General features: G+C 43.6%; 16 protein-coding genes and 1 riboswitch. All 16 genes read left to right on the forward strand.

All coding sequences use genetic code 11. The features are described from left to right. The first annotated feature begins 68 nt into the window (after positions 1-68). The 16 genes from WKT01_RS11725 (at position 69) to WKT01_RS11800 (ending at position 18097) form a co-directional block, all read left to right on the forward strand. The gene (locus WKT01_RS11725) at positions 69-842 is read left to right on the forward strand and encodes a class I SAM-dependent DNA methyltransferase (protein ID WP_059070171.1); all 774 of its coding nucleotides are present in this window, start codon (positions 69-71) and stop codon (positions 840-842) included. Between the two features lie 4 nt (positions 843-846). After that, positions 847-1722 (forward strand): Hsp33 family molecular chaperone HslO, encoded by an 876-nt coding sequence (gene hslO, locus WKT01_RS11730; protein ID WP_340312451.1) that lies wholly within the window; start codon positions 847-849, stop codon positions 1720-1722. Positions 1723-1733: 11 nt separating this feature from the next. Further along, positions 1734-3656 (forward strand): NAD(+) synthase, encoded by a 1923-nt coding sequence (locus WKT01_RS11735; RefSeq protein ID WP_340312452.1) that lies wholly within the window; start codon positions 1734-1736, stop codon positions 3654-3656. Positions 3657-3705: 49 nt separating this feature from the next. Continuing rightward, positions 3706-4728 (forward strand): molybdopterin-binding protein, encoded by a 1023-nt coding sequence (locus WKT01_RS11740; RefSeq protein ID WP_340312453.1) that lies wholly within the window; start codon positions 3706-3708, stop codon positions 4726-4728. A 6-nt stretch (positions 4729-4734) separates the two neighbouring features. Beyond that, positions 4735-5757 carry an XdhC/CoxI family protein gene (locus WKT01_RS11745; RefSeq protein ID WP_340312455.1) on the forward strand — a complete coding sequence of 341 codons (1023 nt, stop codon included), beginning with the start codon at positions 4735-4737 and terminating at the stop codon, positions 5755-5757. Positions 5758-5761: 4 nt separating this feature from the next. Beyond that, positions 5762-5857: riboswitch (purine riboswitch) on the forward strand. 48 nt (positions 5858-5905) lie between these two features. Then, positions 5906-7183 carry an amidohydrolase family protein gene (locus WKT01_RS11750; RefSeq protein ID WP_117975436.1) on the forward strand — a complete coding sequence of 426 codons (1278 nt, stop codon included), beginning with the start codon at positions 5906-5908 and terminating at the stop codon, positions 7181-7183. Positions 7184-7257: 74 nt separating this feature from the next. Then, positions 7258-9555 (forward strand): xanthine dehydrogenase subunit XdhA, encoded by a 2298-nt coding sequence (gene xdhA / locus WKT01_RS11755; RefSeq protein WP_340312457.1) that lies wholly within the window; start codon positions 7258-7260, stop codon positions 9553-9555. Positions 9556-9570: 15 nt separating this feature from the next. Next, the gene (gene xdhB, locus WKT01_RS11760; RefSeq protein ID WP_340312458.1) at positions 9571-10476 is read left to right on the forward strand and encodes a xanthine dehydrogenase subunit XdhB; all 906 of its coding nucleotides are present in this window, start codon (positions 9571-9573) and stop codon (positions 10474-10476) included. After that, positions 10473-10973, forward strand: coding sequence for a xanthine dehydrogenase subunit XdhC (gene xdhC / locus WKT01_RS11765; RefSeq protein WP_340312459.1), 501 nt, complete (start codon positions 10473-10475; stop codon positions 10971-10973). The genes xdhB and xdhC overlap by 4 nt, the downstream gene beginning before the upstream one ends. A gap of 296 nt (positions 10974-11269) precedes the next feature. Beyond that, positions 11270-12160 carry a MurR/RpiR family transcriptional regulator gene (locus tag WKT01_RS11770; protein WP_282924090.1) on the forward strand — a complete coding sequence of 297 codons (891 nt, stop codon included), beginning with the start codon at positions 11270-11272 and terminating at the stop codon, positions 12158-12160. A gap of 19 nt (positions 12161-12179) precedes the next feature. Further along, a complete protein-coding gene (locus WKT01_RS11775) occupies positions 12180-13067 on the forward strand; it encodes a class II fructose-bisphosphate aldolase (protein WP_340312460.1) in 888 nt (295 codons plus the stop codon). A gap of 20 nt (positions 13068-13087) precedes the next feature. Beyond that, complete coding sequence (locus tag WKT01_RS11780) at positions 13088-14098, forward strand: dihydroxyacetone kinase subunit DhaK (protein WP_340312462.1); 1011 nt, start codon at positions 13088-13090, stop codon at positions 14096-14098. Beyond that, positions 14095-14727: a dihydroxyacetone kinase subunit DhaL gene (gene dhaL / locus WKT01_RS11785; RefSeq protein ID WP_340312464.1), complete on the forward strand. Its 633-nt coding sequence runs from the start codon at positions 14095-14097 to the stop codon at positions 14725-14727. Before WKT01_RS11780 ends, dhaL begins: the two co-directional genes overlap by 4 nt. Next, complete coding sequence (locus WKT01_RS11790) at positions 14720-15679, forward strand: 1-phosphofructokinase family hexose kinase (RefSeq protein WP_117975433.1); 960 nt, start codon at positions 14720-14722, stop codon at positions 15677-15679. The genes dhaL and WKT01_RS11790 overlap by 8 nt, the downstream gene beginning before the upstream one ends. Next, entirely contained in the window at positions 15680-16519 is an 840-nt protein-coding gene (locus WKT01_RS11795) for a substrate-binding domain-containing protein (protein WP_340312466.1), read from the forward strand. It abuts the gene before it with no gap. Positions 16520-16597: 78 nt separating this feature from the next. Next, complete coding sequence (locus WKT01_RS11800; RefSeq protein WP_340312468.1) at positions 16598-18097, forward strand: sugar ABC transporter ATP-binding protein; 1500 nt, start codon at positions 16598-16600, stop codon at positions 18095-18097. Positions 18098-18110 lie beyond the last annotated feature (13 nt).

Consider the following 18110-nt stretch of genomic DNA (forward strand, 5'->3'; position numbering starts at 1 on the left):
AGCCAGAAGGCACAATATCCGGCAGAGGATATAAAGCTGGGGAAAGAAAAGATAAAAGAGGGATATAAGTGGAAACATATACAAGTTTTGCATCGGTTTATGATGCTTTTATGGATAACGTACCCTATGAAGAATGGGGCGTGTATCTGCGCGGGCTTTTATCAGAATATGGCGCTGCAGATGGTCTGGTGCTGGACCTGGGGTGCGGCACGGGCACCATGACGGAGATCCTCGCCGGATATGGATACGATATGATCGGCGTGGACAACGCAGAGGAAATGTTGGAACTGGCTATGGAAAAGAAAGAAAAGTCCGGACAGGATATTCTTTATCTGCTGCAGGACATGAGAGAATTCGAACTTTATGGAACTGTGCGCGCGGTCGTCAGTATCTGCGATTCCATAAATTATATTACAGAAGCGGAGGATCTTAAACGGGTGTTTTCTCTGGTGAACAATTATTTGGATCCCGGAGGTGTTTTTATCTTTGATCTGAATACAGAGTATAAGTATAAAGAAATCCTAGGAGACAGGACGATCGCAGAGAACCGAGAAGAATGCAGTTTCATATGGGACAATTATTATTATGAGGAAGAGAAGATCAATGAGTATGATCTGAGTCTTTTCATCCGCTGTACAGAGGAAAAAGATTTGTACAGAAAATATAAGGAAATACACTACCAAAAGGCGTATACTTTAGAGGAAATCAAGCATTTCATAGAACGTGCAGGAATGGAGTTCGTGGCGGCGTATGACGCATTTACGAGGAAACCGCCTGCACAGGAGAGTGAACGTCTCTATGTCATTGCCAGGGAACATGGAAAAGAAAAAGGAAGGATATAGACAGATGAAAGATTATATTGTAAGAGCAACAGCGGCACATACACAGATCCGTGCATTTGCCGCTTCAACCACAGAGATGGTGGAAGAAGCAAGGAGAAGACACGGGACGAGCCCTGTCGCCACAGCCGCTTTGGGCCGCCTGCTGACCGGCGGTGTGATGATGGGAAGTATGATGAAAAATGAGACAGATATGCTGACGCTGCAGATCAAGTGTTCCGGTCCGATCGGAGGAATGACGGTCACAGCGGACAGCCAGGGAAGAGCAAAGGGATATGTAGTCAACCCAGAAGTGCTGCTGCCGCCTAAAAATGGAAAGCTGGATGTGGGCGGAGCCCTTGGCGCAGGCTTCTTAAACGTGATAAAGGATATGGGTTTAAAAGAGCCTTATGCAGGACAGACAATTTTGCAGACCGGGGAGATCGCAGAAGACCTGACCTATTATTTTGCGACTTCCGAACAGGTGCCCTCTTCTGTGGGACTGGGCGTTTTGATGGAGAAGGACAATACGGTGCGGTGCGCAGGAGGATTTATCGTACAGGTCATGCCGTTTATCGAGGATAGCGTGTTGGATAAACTGGAACAGAATATCCAGAAAATTGACTCAGTGACGGCCATGCTTGACAATGGACATACACCGCAGGAAATGTTGGAGCAAGTATTAGACGGACTGGATGTAGAAGTGACAGATACCCTTCCGGCACAGTTTTACTGCAACTGTTCCAAACAGCGCATAGAGAAAGCAATCATCAGTATTGGGCGAAAAGAAATCCAGTCTATGATAGACGAGGGAAAAGAAATCGAAGTAAAATGTCATTTCTGCAATACGGCATATGCATACACCGTAGAAGAATTGAAAGAGTTGTTAAAGAAAAGCAGATAGGTGGGAAAAAGATGAAAGACGGATTTGTAAAAGCAGCAGCGGCAACACCAAATATCAGAGTAGCAGATGTCGCATACAATACGAAAAAAATATGTGAGGCGATCGAGACAGCGGCGGCAGAACATGCCAAGATCATCGTGTTTCCGGAATTATGCGTGACAGGGTATACATGCGGCGATCTGTTTGCACAGGATATACTTTTAGAAAAGGCGAAGGAAGCCTTGCTTGAGATAGCGGAATTTACAAAAGACAAAGACGGTCTAATCTTTGTCGGTGTGCCGCTTTATGTAGAAGAGAAATTGTATAATGTGGCGGCGGCGCTAAATAGAGGAAAAATCCTGGGACTGACGACGAAAACCTTTCTGCCAAATTACGGAGAATTTTATGAAATGCGTCAGTTTACGCCAGGGCCTGAAAGCGCAAGGGAGATTCTGTTTGAGGGACAGCAGGTTCCTTTTGGCCCACAGCTTCTGTTTCAGGCAGATATGGACGAACATCTGCTGGTTTCCGCGGAAATCTGCGAGGATGTCTGGTCTGCAATCCCGCCTAGTATACAGGCGGCAAGAGAAGGCGCTGTGATTCTGGTCAACTGTTCTGCCAGTGACGAGACCGTAGGAAAAGATACGTATAGAAGAGAATTGATCAAGGGACAGTCTGCCCGCCTGATCGCGGGATATGTGTACGCAAATGCAGGAGAGGGAGAATCTACAACGGACGTGGTGTTCGGCGGGCATAATATGATCGCGGAAAATGGTACGGTGCTTGCAGAGGCAAGGCGGTTTAAAAATGAAATCATTTATACGGAGATAGACGTAAAAAGGCTGCTTTCAGAACGCAGAAAAAATACGACTTTTCAAGTGGCAGAAGAAAGGCGTCTTATGCGGATACCATTTCATGTAGAAATGGAACGAACCGAACTTACAAGAAAATTTCCTTCTAAGCCATTCGTGCCTTCTGATGAACAGACACGTCGGATCCGCTGTGAAGAAATCTTGGAGATGCAGGCGTTAGGCCTGAAAAAGCGCCTTGCACATACGAAAGCGAAAGCAGCCGTCGTCGGGATCTCCGGCGGTTTGGATTCTACCCTTGCACTGCTGGTGACAGCCCGTGCGTTTGATATGCTGAACCGGGATAAAAAGGAGATCATTGCCGTGACCATGCCGTGTTTTGGAACGACGGATCGGACGTATCAGAATGCTTGCCATATGGCATGTAAAGTAGGAGCGACACTTCAGGAAGTGCCGATCGCAGAAGCGGTCAGAGTACATTTTAGAGACATTGGGCAGAGCGAAAACGAGCACAGCGTTACGTATGAAAACGCGCAGGCACGGGAGCGGACTCAGGTGCTGATGGATATTGCCAATCGGATGGGAGGCATGGTCATTGGAACCGGAGATATGTCGGAACTGGCGTTGGGATGGGCAACTTACAACGGAGATCATATGTCTATGTACGGAGTCAATGCCTCTGTTCCGAAAACATTAGTGCGTTATCTTGTGCAGTATGCTGCGGATGAGACAGAAGACAAAGAATTAAAAGATGTGCTCTATGATGTGCTGGATACGCCGGTCAGTCCTGAACTTCTTCCTCCTAAGGAAGGAGACATCGCACAGCGGACAGAGGACTTGGTAGGGCCATATGAACTGCATGATTTCTTTTTGTATTATATGCTCCGTTTTGGCTATAATCCTGTGAAAATATTCCGTCTTGCAGTGTATACGTTTGAAGATATCTATGAGAAAGAAATTATCTTGAAATGGCTGGAGACCTTTGTAAGACGTTTCTTTTCGCAGCAGTTTAAGCGATCCTGCCTGCCGGACGGACCGAAGATCGGAACGGTGGCATTGTCTCCGCGGGGAGATTTAAGAATGCCTAGTGATGCCAGTGCAGAAGTCTGGCTGCAGGAGATAAAAGAGCTGTATAAGGGGCTGTAAAGGGCAGATTCCAGACAGAAAGCGATCGTATAGAAAGGGGCGTTTGGAGATGAAATTAATAAAAACACAGAATGCTGTAGGCTGTGTGCTTTGCCATGATATTACGCAGATCATCCCCGGAGTGGTGAAGGATGCAGTCTTTAGAAAGGGACATGTGGTAACGGAGGAGGATATTCCCGTCTTACTTTCCGTGGGAAAAGAAAATCTCTATGTGTGGGAAAAAGAGGAAGGTATGCTCCATGAAAACGAGGCGGCACAGATCTTATGCGAGATTTGTCAGGGAGAGTATATGCATGCCTCGGAAGTAAAAGAAGGAAAGATCGAATTGTATGCGCAGTGTGACGGACTTCTGAAAATAGACAGGAAGAAATTACAGGCGATCAATGCTATGGGGCAGATCGTCATTGCTTCAAGACACGGAGATTTTCCGGTCAAAAAGGGCGATAAGATAGCAGGCATGCGAGTCGTTCCCCTTGTGATCGAAGAGGAAAAGATGCAGCAGGCAGAGGCAATAGGCGGAGACAGACCGCTGTTTTGTCTGCTTCCTTTTCATAAAATGAAGGCAGGGATCGTTACCACGGGAAGTGAAGTCTACTATGGACGTATCCAAGATAAGTTTACCCCTGTAGTGAGACAAAAATTGGAAGAGATAGGGATGGAAGTCATGGGAGATACACTCTGCAATGACGATGCGCAGATGGTGACAGGGGCGATACGTTCCTTTATAGAACAAGGCGCTCAAATGGTTGTCTGTACAGGCGGCATGAGTGTAGATCCGGACGATAGGACACCGCTTTCTATCCGAAACGCGGCGGACGAAGTGATCACCTATGGCGCGCCTGTACTGCCGGGAGCAATGTTCATGCTTGCCTATGCGGGAGACATCCCGATCGTAGGGCTGCCTGGATGTGTCATGTACGCCAAACGAACGATCTTTGATCTGGTCCTGCCGAGGCTTGCGGCAGGTGAGCGGCTGTGTGCGGAAGATTTTTATAGGTTGGGAGAAGGCGGATTATGCTTAAACTGTCCGACGTGTACCTTTCCCAATTGTGGCTTTGGAAAAGGAGTATAGAGAAACGTGGCTGATTTTTATGGAAAATTGGATGAGATGCTGGCAGATTTTGCCGGTGACATCTGGGTGGAGACGGTATTGGAAGGGCCGGAAGCAGGGGCAAAGTATCTGCTGACAGCAGAAAAAGAATGTGGACAAAGAACTCCTGCAAAAAGAGCAGAAAAGGTTTTTCAAGAGCGTGTAGGCCGTATGCCCAGGCTGGTCATCTGCGGCGGGGGACATGTATCTATCCCGGTCATACAGATAGGGAAAATGTTGGGATTTACGGTGACAGTTTTAGAAGACCGTCCCCGCTTTGCAGATAATGCAAGACAGGCAGGAGCAGATCAGGTATATTGTGAGGCTTTTGAAGACGGGCTTTCTAAAATTTCCGGCAATGGGGATACCTGGTTTGTGATCGTCACAAGGGGACATCGGTATGATACATTGTGTCTGGAGGCTGTTTTGCAGAAAAAAAGAGCTTATGTCGGGATGATGGGAAGCAAAAGAAGGACAGATATCGTAAAGAAGCAGTTGGAAGCAAAAGGATATAAGCGGAATGTGCTTCAGAACGTGCACACACCGATCGGTTTAGATATCGGCGCGGAGACACCGGAAGAGATCGCTGTCTCCATCTTTGCCGAGATCATCCAGATAAAAAATGAGAAGAAAAGCGGTATGGGTTATTCTAAGGAAATACTGGATAGCCTTTTGGGACGAGACAGACCGGGAATGGAAATTCCGGGTGAGAAAGGAAAGGAACAGAAAAAAGTACTTGCGACGATCATCTCACGGAAAGGTTCAGCGCCCAGAAGTGTGGGGACAAAAATGCTCATTTATGAGAAGGGCTCGACCGTGGGAACAATCGGCGGAGGTTGTGCGGAGAGTAAGATCATACAGAAAGCACTTTGCATGATGCGCGCTGAAACGGCAGCATTTCAGATCTGCCAGGTGGACATGACGGCAGAAGAAGCAGAGGATGAAGGTATGGTCTGCGGCGGTGTGATCGAGGTGATGTTAGAATTGGTTGACGCCGGAATAAAAAAATGATAGGATAGTAAAAAGAATACGTGCTTATATAGGTTCATAATCGGTTGAACGTCTCTACCAGTTGCCATAACAACTGACTATAAGTAGAAGCAGTAACATTAGATCTGCTGTTTTCTTATAGAATGTATGGAAAAGGAGTGTTTTACAGATGAATGAATCTATTTTTATTTTACAGGGAAATGTGATCTATACAAAGGAGCCGGGAAAATTTGAGATCATAGAAAACGGGTATCTTGTCTGTGAGGATGGAAAAGTCAAAGATGTGTACCGGACGCTTCCATTTTCGTTGGGAGCCGTTCCTGTCAAAGACTACAGAGGAAAACTTTTGATCCCGGGTCTTGTGGATCTGCATATGCACGCGCCCCAGTATACTTTCCGGGGATTGGGGATGGACATGGAACTTTTAGAATGGCTGGAGGTCAATACATTTCCCGAAGAAGCAAAGTATAAAGATCTTACATATGCAGGAAAAGCATATGAGATATTCGTGGAGAATTTAAAAAAGAGTGCTACAACAAGAGCGTGCATTTTTGCTACGGTACATCGGGAAGCCACTCTTCTTTTGATGGATATGTTGGAGGAAGCAGGGCTGGATACGATGGTGGGAAAGGTCAACATGGACAGGAACTGCCCAGATTATCTACGGGAAGACTCTGCGGATTCTGCCGCTGAGACAATAGAATGGATCAAGGATGCGGCACATAGAAAATATGAGCATACAAAGCCTATCCTGACGCCTAGATTTATCCCAAGCTGCACGGACGGACTGCTGGAAGATCTGAAAAAGATCCAGATGCGGTACGATCTCCCTGTACAGTCCCATTTGTCGGAAAATATAAGTGAAATAGACTGGGTGAAAGACTTGTGTCCGCAGGCAGAATTTTATGGGGATGCATATGACCGTTTCGGTCTGTTTGGAATGGATGCTCCTACAGTAATGGCACACTGTGTATACAGTGATGAAAAAGAGATACAAAGGATGAAGGAAAATGAGGTGTTTATTGCTCATTGTCCGGAATCTAATATGAATGTATCTTCCGGGATTGCCCCTGTGCGAAGATTTATAGAAGCAGGTCTGCACATAGGGCTTGGGAGCGATGTGGCAGGAGGCGCTACAGAAAATCTGTTTACGGCTATGGCGCATGCGATCCAGGCGTCAAAGTTAAGATGGAGGATACAGGATGAAAGGTTACAGCCATTGAAAGCAGAAGAAGTTTTTTATATGGCGACAAAGGGCGGCGGTGCGTTTTTTGGAAAGGTGGGCAGCTTTGAACCGGGATATGCATTTGACGTGGTCGTCTTAGATGACAGCCGGTTAAAACACCCTCAGTATCTGGATATACAAAAACGGCTGGAGCGCATGATCTATCTTGGCGATGATCGGGAGATCGCAGCCAAATATGTAGACGGCAGAAAGATTTTGTAAAGAAAAATATAGATTTATAGAAGGAAGCGATAGAAAAATATAGTATTTATAAAAAATTCTGCGGAGGTGATAAGATGGAGAACGGCGAACATGTAGTTGGGAAAAGTGTAAAAAGAGTAGATGCTTTTGAAAAGGTCACCGGACGTGCCAAGTATACAGACGATCTGTGCGGAAAAGAAGCATATGTGGCGAAAATCTTGCATTCTACAGTGGCGCATGGGATCGTAAAATCGATTGATACAAAAGAAGCGGAGAAAATACCAGGGGTAGTAAAGATCGTTACTTGCTTTGATGTGCCAAAATATTATTTTCCTACAGCGGGACACCCCTGGTCTACGGATCCGACGCATCAGGATGTGGCGGACCGGCTGCTTTTGACGGAACACGTACGATTCTATGGCGACGATATAGCAGCGGTGGTCGCGGAGAATGAAGTGGCGGCGGCGCAGGCGGTGCGGGCATTGAAAGTGGAATATGAAACGCTTCCGTTTGTTTTAGATGTGCAGGAAGCCATGAAAGAGGACGCCCCGCAGATACACAAAACATTTCCTCATAATATCCTAAAACACACGACGATACGGAATGGAAATTATGAGGAGGCAAGCAGGGAGCCGGGGCTTACAAAAGTAGAAGGATGGTATCAGACACCGACTGTACAGCACTGTCATATTGAGAACTTTATCTGTTATGCTTACATGGAACAGGGCCGTATCGTTGTTGTTTCATCCACCCAGATCCCCCATATCTGTCGGCGTGTCGTAGGGCAGGCGCTTGGAATACCCTGGGGAAAGGTACGGGTCATTAAACCTTATATCGGCGGGGGATTTGGCAATAAGCAGGATATCTTATACGAGCCTCTCTGTGCATATTTAAGTACTGTTGTGGGAGGAAGGCTGGTAAAGCTGGACGTATCCAGAGAGGAAACCTTTGTCTGCAACAGGGTCAGACATGCGATACGGATACATATCATTTCCTGGGTGCGAAAGGATGGAACATTTGCCGCGCGGAAGATCGAATGTTTTTCCGATCAGGGAGCTTATGCATCCCATGGACACAGTATTGGAGCAAAATGTATGAACTGTTTTCCGCAGCTGTATCCCTGTCCGCATATAGAAGGCGACTCGTACACAGTGTTTACGAATAAATCTGTGGCGGGGGCTATGCGAGGCTATGGGATCCCACAGGCCATGTTCGCAATGGAAAGTCACACAGAAGATGTGGCAAAAGCAATGGGCATCCCTTCTTATCAGCTCCGTTTTCAGAATGTCATGCCAAAAGGCTTTCAGGATGGTTTTTCAAAAAATGTGAATTACTATGATACTTTCCGGGAATGTATGGAAAAAGGCAGCAAGAGTTTTCGATATGAGGAAAAGAAAGAAAAATACAGAAAGCAGACCGGCGATATACGGCGCGGTGTGGGTATGGCAGTGTTCTGGTATAATACAGGTGTGTGGCCCATCTCTCTGGAGACATCTGCGTGCAGGATGATCCTGAATCAAGATGGTTCTGTCCAGGTGCAGGTGGGGGAGACGGAGATCGGGCAGGGAGCAGATACGGCGTTTGCGCAGATGACGGCAGAGACGCTCGGTGTTCCATTTGAAAATGTACATGTGATGACAGTGCAGGATACGGATATCACGCCTTTTGGCCTTGGAGCCTATGCGTCCAGACAGACGTATATGGCAGGATTTTCCATCCGGCAGACAGCAGAGCTTCTGAAAGATAAAATTCTGGATGCAGCCTGTGAGATGACAAGGCAGATCAAAGGGAATATGAATATCGTAAACGGAAATATCATCCGCACGACAGACGGCAGGACGCTTATGACAATGGAAGAACTGGCAATGGAGAAGTTGTACAGTCTGACAAATAACGGACATCTGACAGCGGAAAGCAGCTGCCAGATCAAAAATAACGCGTACTCCTTTGGGTGCACGTTTGCGGAAGTAGAGGTAGATATACCAGCCTGCCGGGCGGAGGTCGTGGATATTTTGAACGTACATGACTGTGGAAAACTGATCAACCCTTCTCTTGCAGAGGCACAGGTACATGGCGGGATGAGTATGGGAATCGGATATGGATTGACAGAGCGGCTTCTGTATGATGAGAAGACAGGCAGACCTTTAAATAATAATCTGCTGGATTATAAATTATCTACATTTATGGATCATCCTGATCTGCGGGCAGAATTTATAGAAAACTATGAGCCGACGAGCGCATATGGAACGAAAGCGCTGGGGGAACCCCCTACTTGTTCTATTGCGCCGGCGATCCGCAACGCAGTGTTTAATGCCACAGGCGTTGCGATAAATGAGATTCCACTGACACCGCATATTTTGTTTAAACGGTTTAAAGAAGAAGGACTGATTTAAAGGAGGGGATGTTATATGTATGATATAAAAGCACTATATGAGGCACAAAATGTATCCCATGCGATTCAATTGCTTGTGGAACATCCCCAGGCACAGATCATCGCAGGAGGAAGTGACGTACTTGTACAGATCAGAGAAGGAAAACGTGCAGGTGCAGAACTTGTCAGTATATATGGGCTGGATGAACTAAGAGGCGTCTGTCTGGAGGAGGAAGGCATGCTCAGGATCGGCTCTCTGACTAGTTTTTCTCATATTACAAAAGATCCGTTGATCCAGAAGTACATGCCTGTATTAGGCGAGGCTGTGGACATGGTGGGCGGACCGCAGATACGTAATATTGGAACGATAGGCGGAAATACATGTAATGGAGTGACGTCGGCAGATTCGGCATCTACACTTTTTGCCTGGGATGCAGTGATAGAACTGACAGGCCCGGAAGGTATCCGCAGGATTCCGATCCAGGAGTTTTATATCCGGGCGGGCAAAGTGGATCTGCGCCCTGCGGAGATACAGACGGGCATCTTGCTCCGAAAGGAATCCTATGAAGGATATGCGGGAAAATATATCAAATATGCCATGAGAAATGCAATGGATATTGCTACATTAGGATGTTCTGTAAATGTAAAACTGACAGAAGATAAAGAAAGACTCGAAGATGTCCGTATCGCCTATGGAGTGGCAGGACCGATCCCTCTGCGCGCGCAGCATGCGGAGCAGATCGGCAGGGGAAAAGAAGTGACAAAGAAAACGATAGACCAGACCATAGAAACCATATCTGAGGCAGTTCTGGAAGATGTGACTCCACGGGACAGCTGGAGGGCGAGCAAAGCGTTCCGTGAACATATTTCCAGAGTGCTCTGTAAACGTGCCTTGCAAGAAGCAATCGTGCGGGCAGGCGGTGTCGGAGGTGAGCAGGTATGAGTAAAGAACAAAATATACAGTATAAATTGGTTCGCTGTAAAATCAACGGTGTGATGAAGGAGACGATGGTAGATGTACGCGCGTCTCTTACAGATATGCTGCGTGGAGAGTATCAGCTAAACAGTGTGAAGAAGGGCTGTGAGGTTGGAGAATGTGGAGCATGTAATGTATTAATTGATGGAGAATGTTATAATTCCTGCATTTATCTTGCCGTCTGGGCAGATGGAAAAGAAATCCGGACAGTGGAAGGACTCATGGGAGAAAACGGAGAACTCTCGGATATACAGCAGGCATTTATCGACGAGGCAGCCGTGCAGTGCGGATTTTGTACGCCGGGTATTATTATGAGTGCGGTAGAAATCCTCGAATCGGGCGAAGAATATACAAGAGAAGAATTGAGAAAACTTCTTTCCGGTCACCTGTGCAGGTGCACTGGGTATGAGAATATACTCAATGCAGTAGAAAAGACAATGAAGAAACGGCTGAAAAAAATATAGAAGGTACGCAAAGAAACACTGTATCAGAAAACGGGGCAAGACCTGCTTATCTGATACAGTGTTTTTTTGTACTAATTTACAGTTTTTTATGATGATACAGCAAAATTGTGAAAAAATACTGAAAAATAATTTGAAAATATAAGTATCATAGAGATGAATTGTGAAATGTATATAAAAAATGAAAATATAATCAGATTATATTGACAAAAATTAATAAAAATATATAATGAAATTAAATTACAGAAAAAAATTAACTGTAAAAATAAATTTCATAAAGTTATTTTTAGGAGAGAGATATGTCACTAGAAATTATCAAAATAAGGAATCAATATCCACAAATGAACACAGCCATGAAACGAATTGCCGACTATATCATCGGTGATCCTCATGAAGCGGTAAAAAAGAGTTCTCATGAATTGGCAGAGTTGAGCGGCGTCAGCGATGCGTCAGTTACACGTTTTGTCCGTTACATGGGATATGAAAATTTTAAGGCATTTCAATTGTCATTAGCAACGTCTCTATCGCAGGGAGATGCGATAGAACACAGGGAGCCTATTACAAATAGATTCCAGTACAGTGGAGAGATCGCAAGAAATAATAATGAAACCGTCTGCAGAACGATTTTTCAAAGGAGTATTCAGATGCTGGAAGATACATGGAAAAATCTGGATATAACAACAATAGAGAAAACAGTTGATATGATAAGAACATCTCGTCGGATACTTTTGCTTAGTGTAGGCAGGTCGAAGGTTACTACAGAAGCCCTGTTTTCAAGACTTTACAGGCTAGGATATAACGTACAGGCATACAGCGATCCACATGAGCAGATCATTGTGACGTCCATGGCAGAAAAAGAAGATTTTGTCATTGCTGTCAGTAATTTTGGAAAGACAAAATCCGTAGTAGAAGGTGTTATAAGAGCAAGAAAAAGAGGAGCGAGGACATTGGGGATCACTAGTGTCGTGCAGTCGCCTCTTGCAAGAGAAGCAGAATACACGATTTTTAGCGCCTATGACTATGAGGCAGGAGAAATGGGAAAATATTATGAACCGTCTTGCGAAAATGTATCGCAGGTTACAATTGCAGACTGTATCTATATGTTGCTGGCCATGCAGGAAGAAGATCGTATTTTACACGTATATGAAGCTATTTCAGGAGAACTGGAAAGCGAGCATATAAAAGGGTAACTAAAAAAGGAGGTAGGATATGTTAGTATCATTAAAAGAAATTATGGAGTATACCCGTAAAAATGGTAATGCAGTGGGCGCATTCAATTGTTGTAATTATGAATCTGTAGCGGCGGTCGTAGGCGCGGCAGAGGAGTTGAACTTACCGGTAATCATTAGCTATGCAGAGGTACATAAAGATATTATATCGATCAGAGATATAGCGCCGATTATGCTGCACTTTGCAAAAAAGTCTTGTGTTCCAGTATGTGTGCATTTTGATCACGGCGTTTCCTTAGAAAGTTGTGTGGAAGCAATGAAAGAAGGGTTTACTTCTGTCATGATCGATGCTTCTGCAAAAAGTTATGAAGAAAACATAGAAGTTACTCGTCAGGTCGTAAAAATCGCCCATAAAATGGAGATTACAGTAGAAGCGGAATTAGGACATATCTTTACTTCGGACATGGGAGTAGGGAAGAAAAAAACATATGACGAGATCGAAGGGATAGACAATTTCCAGAGTGTCGATGATGTCTATACAGATCCAGACGTTGCAAAAGATTTTGTGGAAAAGACAGAAGTAGATGTATTGGCGATCGCATTTGGAACAAGCCATGGTGTTTATATTAAAAAGCCGGTGTTGGATCTGGGAAGAATAGCAAAGATAAAGGAAAAAATTGATATTCCATTTGTTATGCACGGAGGTTCTGGTTTATCGGAAGAAGAATACAGGCAGGCAATCAAAAATGGTGTCAAAAAGATCAATTATTATACATATATGGCACTGGCCGGAGGAAAAGCAGTGAAAGCAGCAATGGATAAAAAGGAGAAAAATGAAAATATATTTTTCCATGAAATTCCATTATTAGCAATAAAAGAAATGAAAGAAAATGTAAAAGCAGCAATGAAAATTTTCGCATTACAATAATCAAAAAGCAGGTGTAGTGAATGAAAAGGCTGATAAACAAAGCAGAAACAATAGTTGAGGACATGATAAACGGATATGTAAAGATAAATCGGGGCTTCATAAAAAAAGTACCAGGAGTCAATGCTGTTGTGAAAGCTTATCCAAAGGATAAAGTCACTGTAATCGTAGGAGGAGGAAGTGGACTTGATCCATGGCCCATAGGATATGTGGGAAAAGGCTTGGCAGATGGAGCAGCAGTGGGAAATATTTTTACAGCGCCTCCGGCAAAAGCTATTCTTGAGGCGACCAGAAACCTTCCTCATGATCAAGGTGTGATTTATATTGTGACGAATCATGCAGGAGATGTTTTGAATTTTGAGCTTGTAAGCGAACTGGCGGGACTGGAAGGTATACAGACACGGCAGATATATATTGCAGATGACATAACTTCTGCATCAGCTGAGGAGAAGAAAGAACGCCGGGGGATCGGCGGAGTCGCTGTGCTTACAAAATTAGCGGGAGCGGTTACAGAAGCCGGACATTCTCTGGATGAAGCAGAAAGGATATTAGTAAAAGCAAATCAGAATATAGGAACATACAGTGTTACAACTGCGCCGTCCTATTCGCCAGTTACCGGGGAACAATGTTTTGAACTGGAAGAAGGCAAAATGGAATTTGGAATGGGGTTCAATGGTGAAACTGGGATTAGAAAAGAAAAGATCAAAGAGGCAGATGAAATCGCAGAAAAATTGATGGATGGCTTAACGGAAGATTTGAATATAAAGCCGCATGATAAGGTCGTTGTCTGGATCAATGGATATAGTATGACCAGCCAGATAGAACTAAGTATCATAGCAGGGAAATGTTGCGACGTTCTTAAGGAAAAAGAAATCGAGCTGTATGACATATTAATAGAACGACTGTATGTGACCCCGGGAGCTGGAGGATTATCTGTGACGATGATGAAGATGGACGAGGAATTAATGAAGTACTATGACAGATCTGCCGAGGCACCATTTTTTAAAGTGGGGGAAAGGAGTGGCAGCCGGTGAAAACAGAAGAATTAAAAGAGATGTTCCTTGCAGTGGCGGATAAAATCATCCAGAGTGAAGATATGCTGACAAAAATAGATATGCAGATCGGTGATGGGGACCATGGAACGGGGATGGCACTCGGGTTTAGAAATGTCAGAAAAGAATTAGAAAGCGCAGAGCCAGATTCGGCGGAAGAAGTTTTTAAATTAGTAGGTATGACCTTGTTAGATACCATGGGAGGGGCGTCAGGCGTTTTATTTGGAACAGTCTTCATAAGCGGGATTACATATAGGGAACCTCATACAGAGATTGGGCTGCAGGATTTGGCAGAAATCTTTCGCCAGTCTTTAGATGCATTGAAAAAGAGAGGCAAAGCAAAATGTGGTGATAAAACAATGGTGGATGCTTTTGAACCAGCAGTACTATCTCTTGAAGAAAGCGTAAAAACGGGACGCAGCATGAAAGAGGGAACTGCGGATGCGGCAAAGGCAGCAAAAGAGGGTATGGAGAATACAAAAAAATACAGAGCCAAATTTGGACGGGCAAAATATTTTGGCGATAATGCGATAGGTCTTCAGGATGCAGGAGCTACCTCTATATGGCTGATTTTCCAGGAAATTGCAGATTGGGTGAATGTGCATGAATAAAAAAATTGTGACAGTTACATTGAATCCTTGTGTGGATCTGACTTTAACAGTAGACAAATTTTTATACGGAGGAACGAATAATGTAATAGGAACGAGAAAAGACATTTCAGGGAAAGGGATCAATACCAGTGTCGTACTGAAAAATCTGGGAATAGAAAATATAGCGGCGGGCCTCATGTTTTTAGAGGATAAAGATGCACTGAAAGGTTTTTTGGAAAGAAATAAAATTCCGAACAGGCTTATTTTGGCACCGGGAAATATGAGAACAAATATAAAAATATTTGATAATTCTCAAAAAATTATGAGCGAATTTAATGGAAAAGGTTGCTATGTGGATACAGAAACCCAAAATGCTTTTCTTGCGATGATGGAAGAAATTTTGGAAGAAACAAAAATACTTATTGTATCAGGAAGCGTTCCGCCCGGTATTTCTATAGAAATATATAAGTGGCTGACAGCTATGGCAGCGGAGAAGGGAATACGGGTGATTGCTGATGCATCGGGCCGAATACTAGAGGAAACAGTAAAAAGTAAGCCATTTTTGATTAAACCGAATACGGATGAATTGGAAAAGACATTCCATATGCCTTCTTCAACAGAAGAAGAAATTGTCCAGGCAGCAAATAAAATTATTAAGAAAGGAGTGAAATATGTTTGTGTTTCCCGAGGAGAAAAGGGAGCAGTTTTGGTAACTGAAAAAAAGATATATACAGCAGACGGTGTAGCGGTAAAAGTAAAAGGCATACAAGGAGCGGGGGATTCTATGATAGCAGGTTTCTGCTATGCCATGGAACACGCTATGGAAGAAAAGGACTATTTAAAGTATGCAGTGGCAGCTGCTACAGGCTCTTTGCTTCATGAAGGAACAGAATTATGTGGAAAAGAAGATATGTTGGAGACGGCAGATTTGGTGCAGGTGCATGAAAAATTAAATGAAGGAGGAATAAAATAAATGAAAAAGTTCAGTAAAAGATTCGTAGGAATTATGTTGACAGTTATTATGGCACTGTCACTGGCTGTTGGATGTGGTTCGTCACAGGGAACGGATTCTAAGACAGAAGGAAATGAAAAAACAGAGGGAGATAAGAAGGTAATTGGCGTCAGCCTTTTGAATTGTACACATGTTTTCTATAACAATATTCAGAAAGGTCTGGAAAACAAGGCAGAAGAATTAGGATGGGAATTGATCATCCAGGATGCGGCAGCAGATGCAAATAAGCAGCTCAGCCAAGTACAGGATTTTATTACCCAGGACGTAGATGCGATCATTATCTGCCCGACAAATTCAGCGGGCAGCAAGTCTATGGTAGAACTTGCGGATGAGGCAGATATTCCAGTATTTACTATGGATATCGAATCAGAAATAGAAGCATGCATCCAGAGAGAAAAAGGTTTTACAGATTATCTTGCGGAAAATGCTCCGGATGTCAATGTCGTAGACATTCAAAATTATTCAGGAGATCAGCAGAAGGCAGCAGATGTAATGCAGAATATGCTTTTAAAACATGAAAATATTGACGTTGTATTCGCAGTAGGTGATCCGGCGGCAATTGGTGCGCAGTCTTCTATCGACGCTGCAGGAAAAGATACGCTGATCATAGGATACGATGGAAATCCGGAAGGAATTGAGGCAATTAAGGCTGGAGGAAACTGGGTGGCAGATGTTGCACAGGATCCAACAGCAATCGCAGAGAAAACCTTGGAAGCAGTGAAAACAAAATTAGAGGGCGGCACTCCGGAAAAAGAAATTAAAATTGAACCATATATCATTGATAAAGAGAATGCGGAATAATATATTCCAGACAAGTGTGATTTCCAGATGGGGATGGGTATATTCCATCCCCATTCATTAAAAGGAGGAACCCGCATAATGGAAAAAAAACCTTTGGTAGAGTTAAGACATATATATAAGGAATTTCCGGGCGTTAAAGTTCTGCAGGATATTTCGATTTCATTTTATCCAGGGAAAGTACATGTGTTATTAGGAGAAAATGGAGCCGGTAAATCCACGATCATTAAAATTATATCCGGAGTATACCAGGCTGATAAAGGCGAAGTGTTTGTGAAAGGGGAAAAAGTAAAATTTACAAATATAAAGCAGTCGCAGCAAAGTGGAATCAGTGTTATACATCAGGAACTGAGTGTAATTGAAGATTTAATGGTTTATGAGAATATATTTCTGGGAAGAGAAGTTAAGAAAAATGGAAAAATTTTGAATAAAGCACAGATGATAGAAGAGACACAAAAGTTAATGAATACGATAGGGATCCATATTAATCCCAAGTCGTATATCAGGGATTTAAATAACGGAGAGAAACAGATGGTAGAAATCGTAAGAGCTGTTTCACAGAACAGTGAGATGGTTATTATGGATGAACCGACCTCATCTCTGTCAGAACATGAAGTACAGGCATTATTTGAAGTGATTGAGAAGTTGAAAAAAGAGAATGTGGCAATCATTTATATCTCTCATCGTCTGAAAGAAATTATGGAAATAGGAGATACGTTGTCTGTCCTGAGAGATGGAATTTTGGTAAAGACGCTCCCTGTTGCGGAAGTAACAGAAAATCAAATGGTAACTATGATGGTCGGCAGGGAAATGAAACAGTACTATTACAAGCCAAAAGGATATAAAAATAAGGAAGTAGTATTACAAGTTTCTCATTTGACAAGAAAGGGAGAGTTTGAGGACGTATCTTTTCAATTATATAAAGGAGAAATACTGGGAGTTGCAGGCTTGATAGGAGCAGGGCGTACAGAAGTCATGAGGACAGTGTTTGGAGCGGAAAAACCAGACAGTGGAGAATGTCAGTTATTCGGAAAGGTATATCATGCAAAGACTCCGAAAGATGTTATCCGAAGAGGCGTAGGACTCATTCCGGAAGATAGGAGACAGCAAGGCCTTTTATTAGAAAAAAATGTGAAGGAAAACGCATCATTGGCATCTATCCTAAAAAGAGCCAGAAAAGGTTTTATTGACTTTCAGTGGGAAAAAAATGCTGCTTTGGAATACATAAAGAAAATGAGTATAAAGACACCGTCAGAAAAAGAAGTGGTAAAAAATCTTTCAGGAGGGAATCAGCAGAAAGTTGTTATTGCAAAGTGGCTTCTGGCAGAGGCAAAGATTCTTATCATGGATGAACCGACCAGAGGAATTGATGTAAACGCAAAATCAGAAATATATGCTTTGATGAAAGCGTTTGTAGAAAATGGTGGAAGTATTATTATGATCTCATCAGAATTGCCGGAGATTTTAGGAGTTGCCAATAGAATCATGGTAATGCGGGAAGGAAAAGTCTCTGGATTTGTAAATGAAGAAGAAGCAGCAGAAGAAATTATAATGTCTCTGGCAAGCGTAGGCAGTGAATAAGGTGGTGTAAAGG

It is taken from the genome of Mediterraneibacter sp. ICN-202921, assembly GCF_037890075.1.
In the GTDB taxonomy this organism is placed as follows: Bacteria; Bacillota; Clostridia; order Lachnospirales; family Lachnospiraceae; genus Mediterraneibacter; species Mediterraneibacter massiliensis.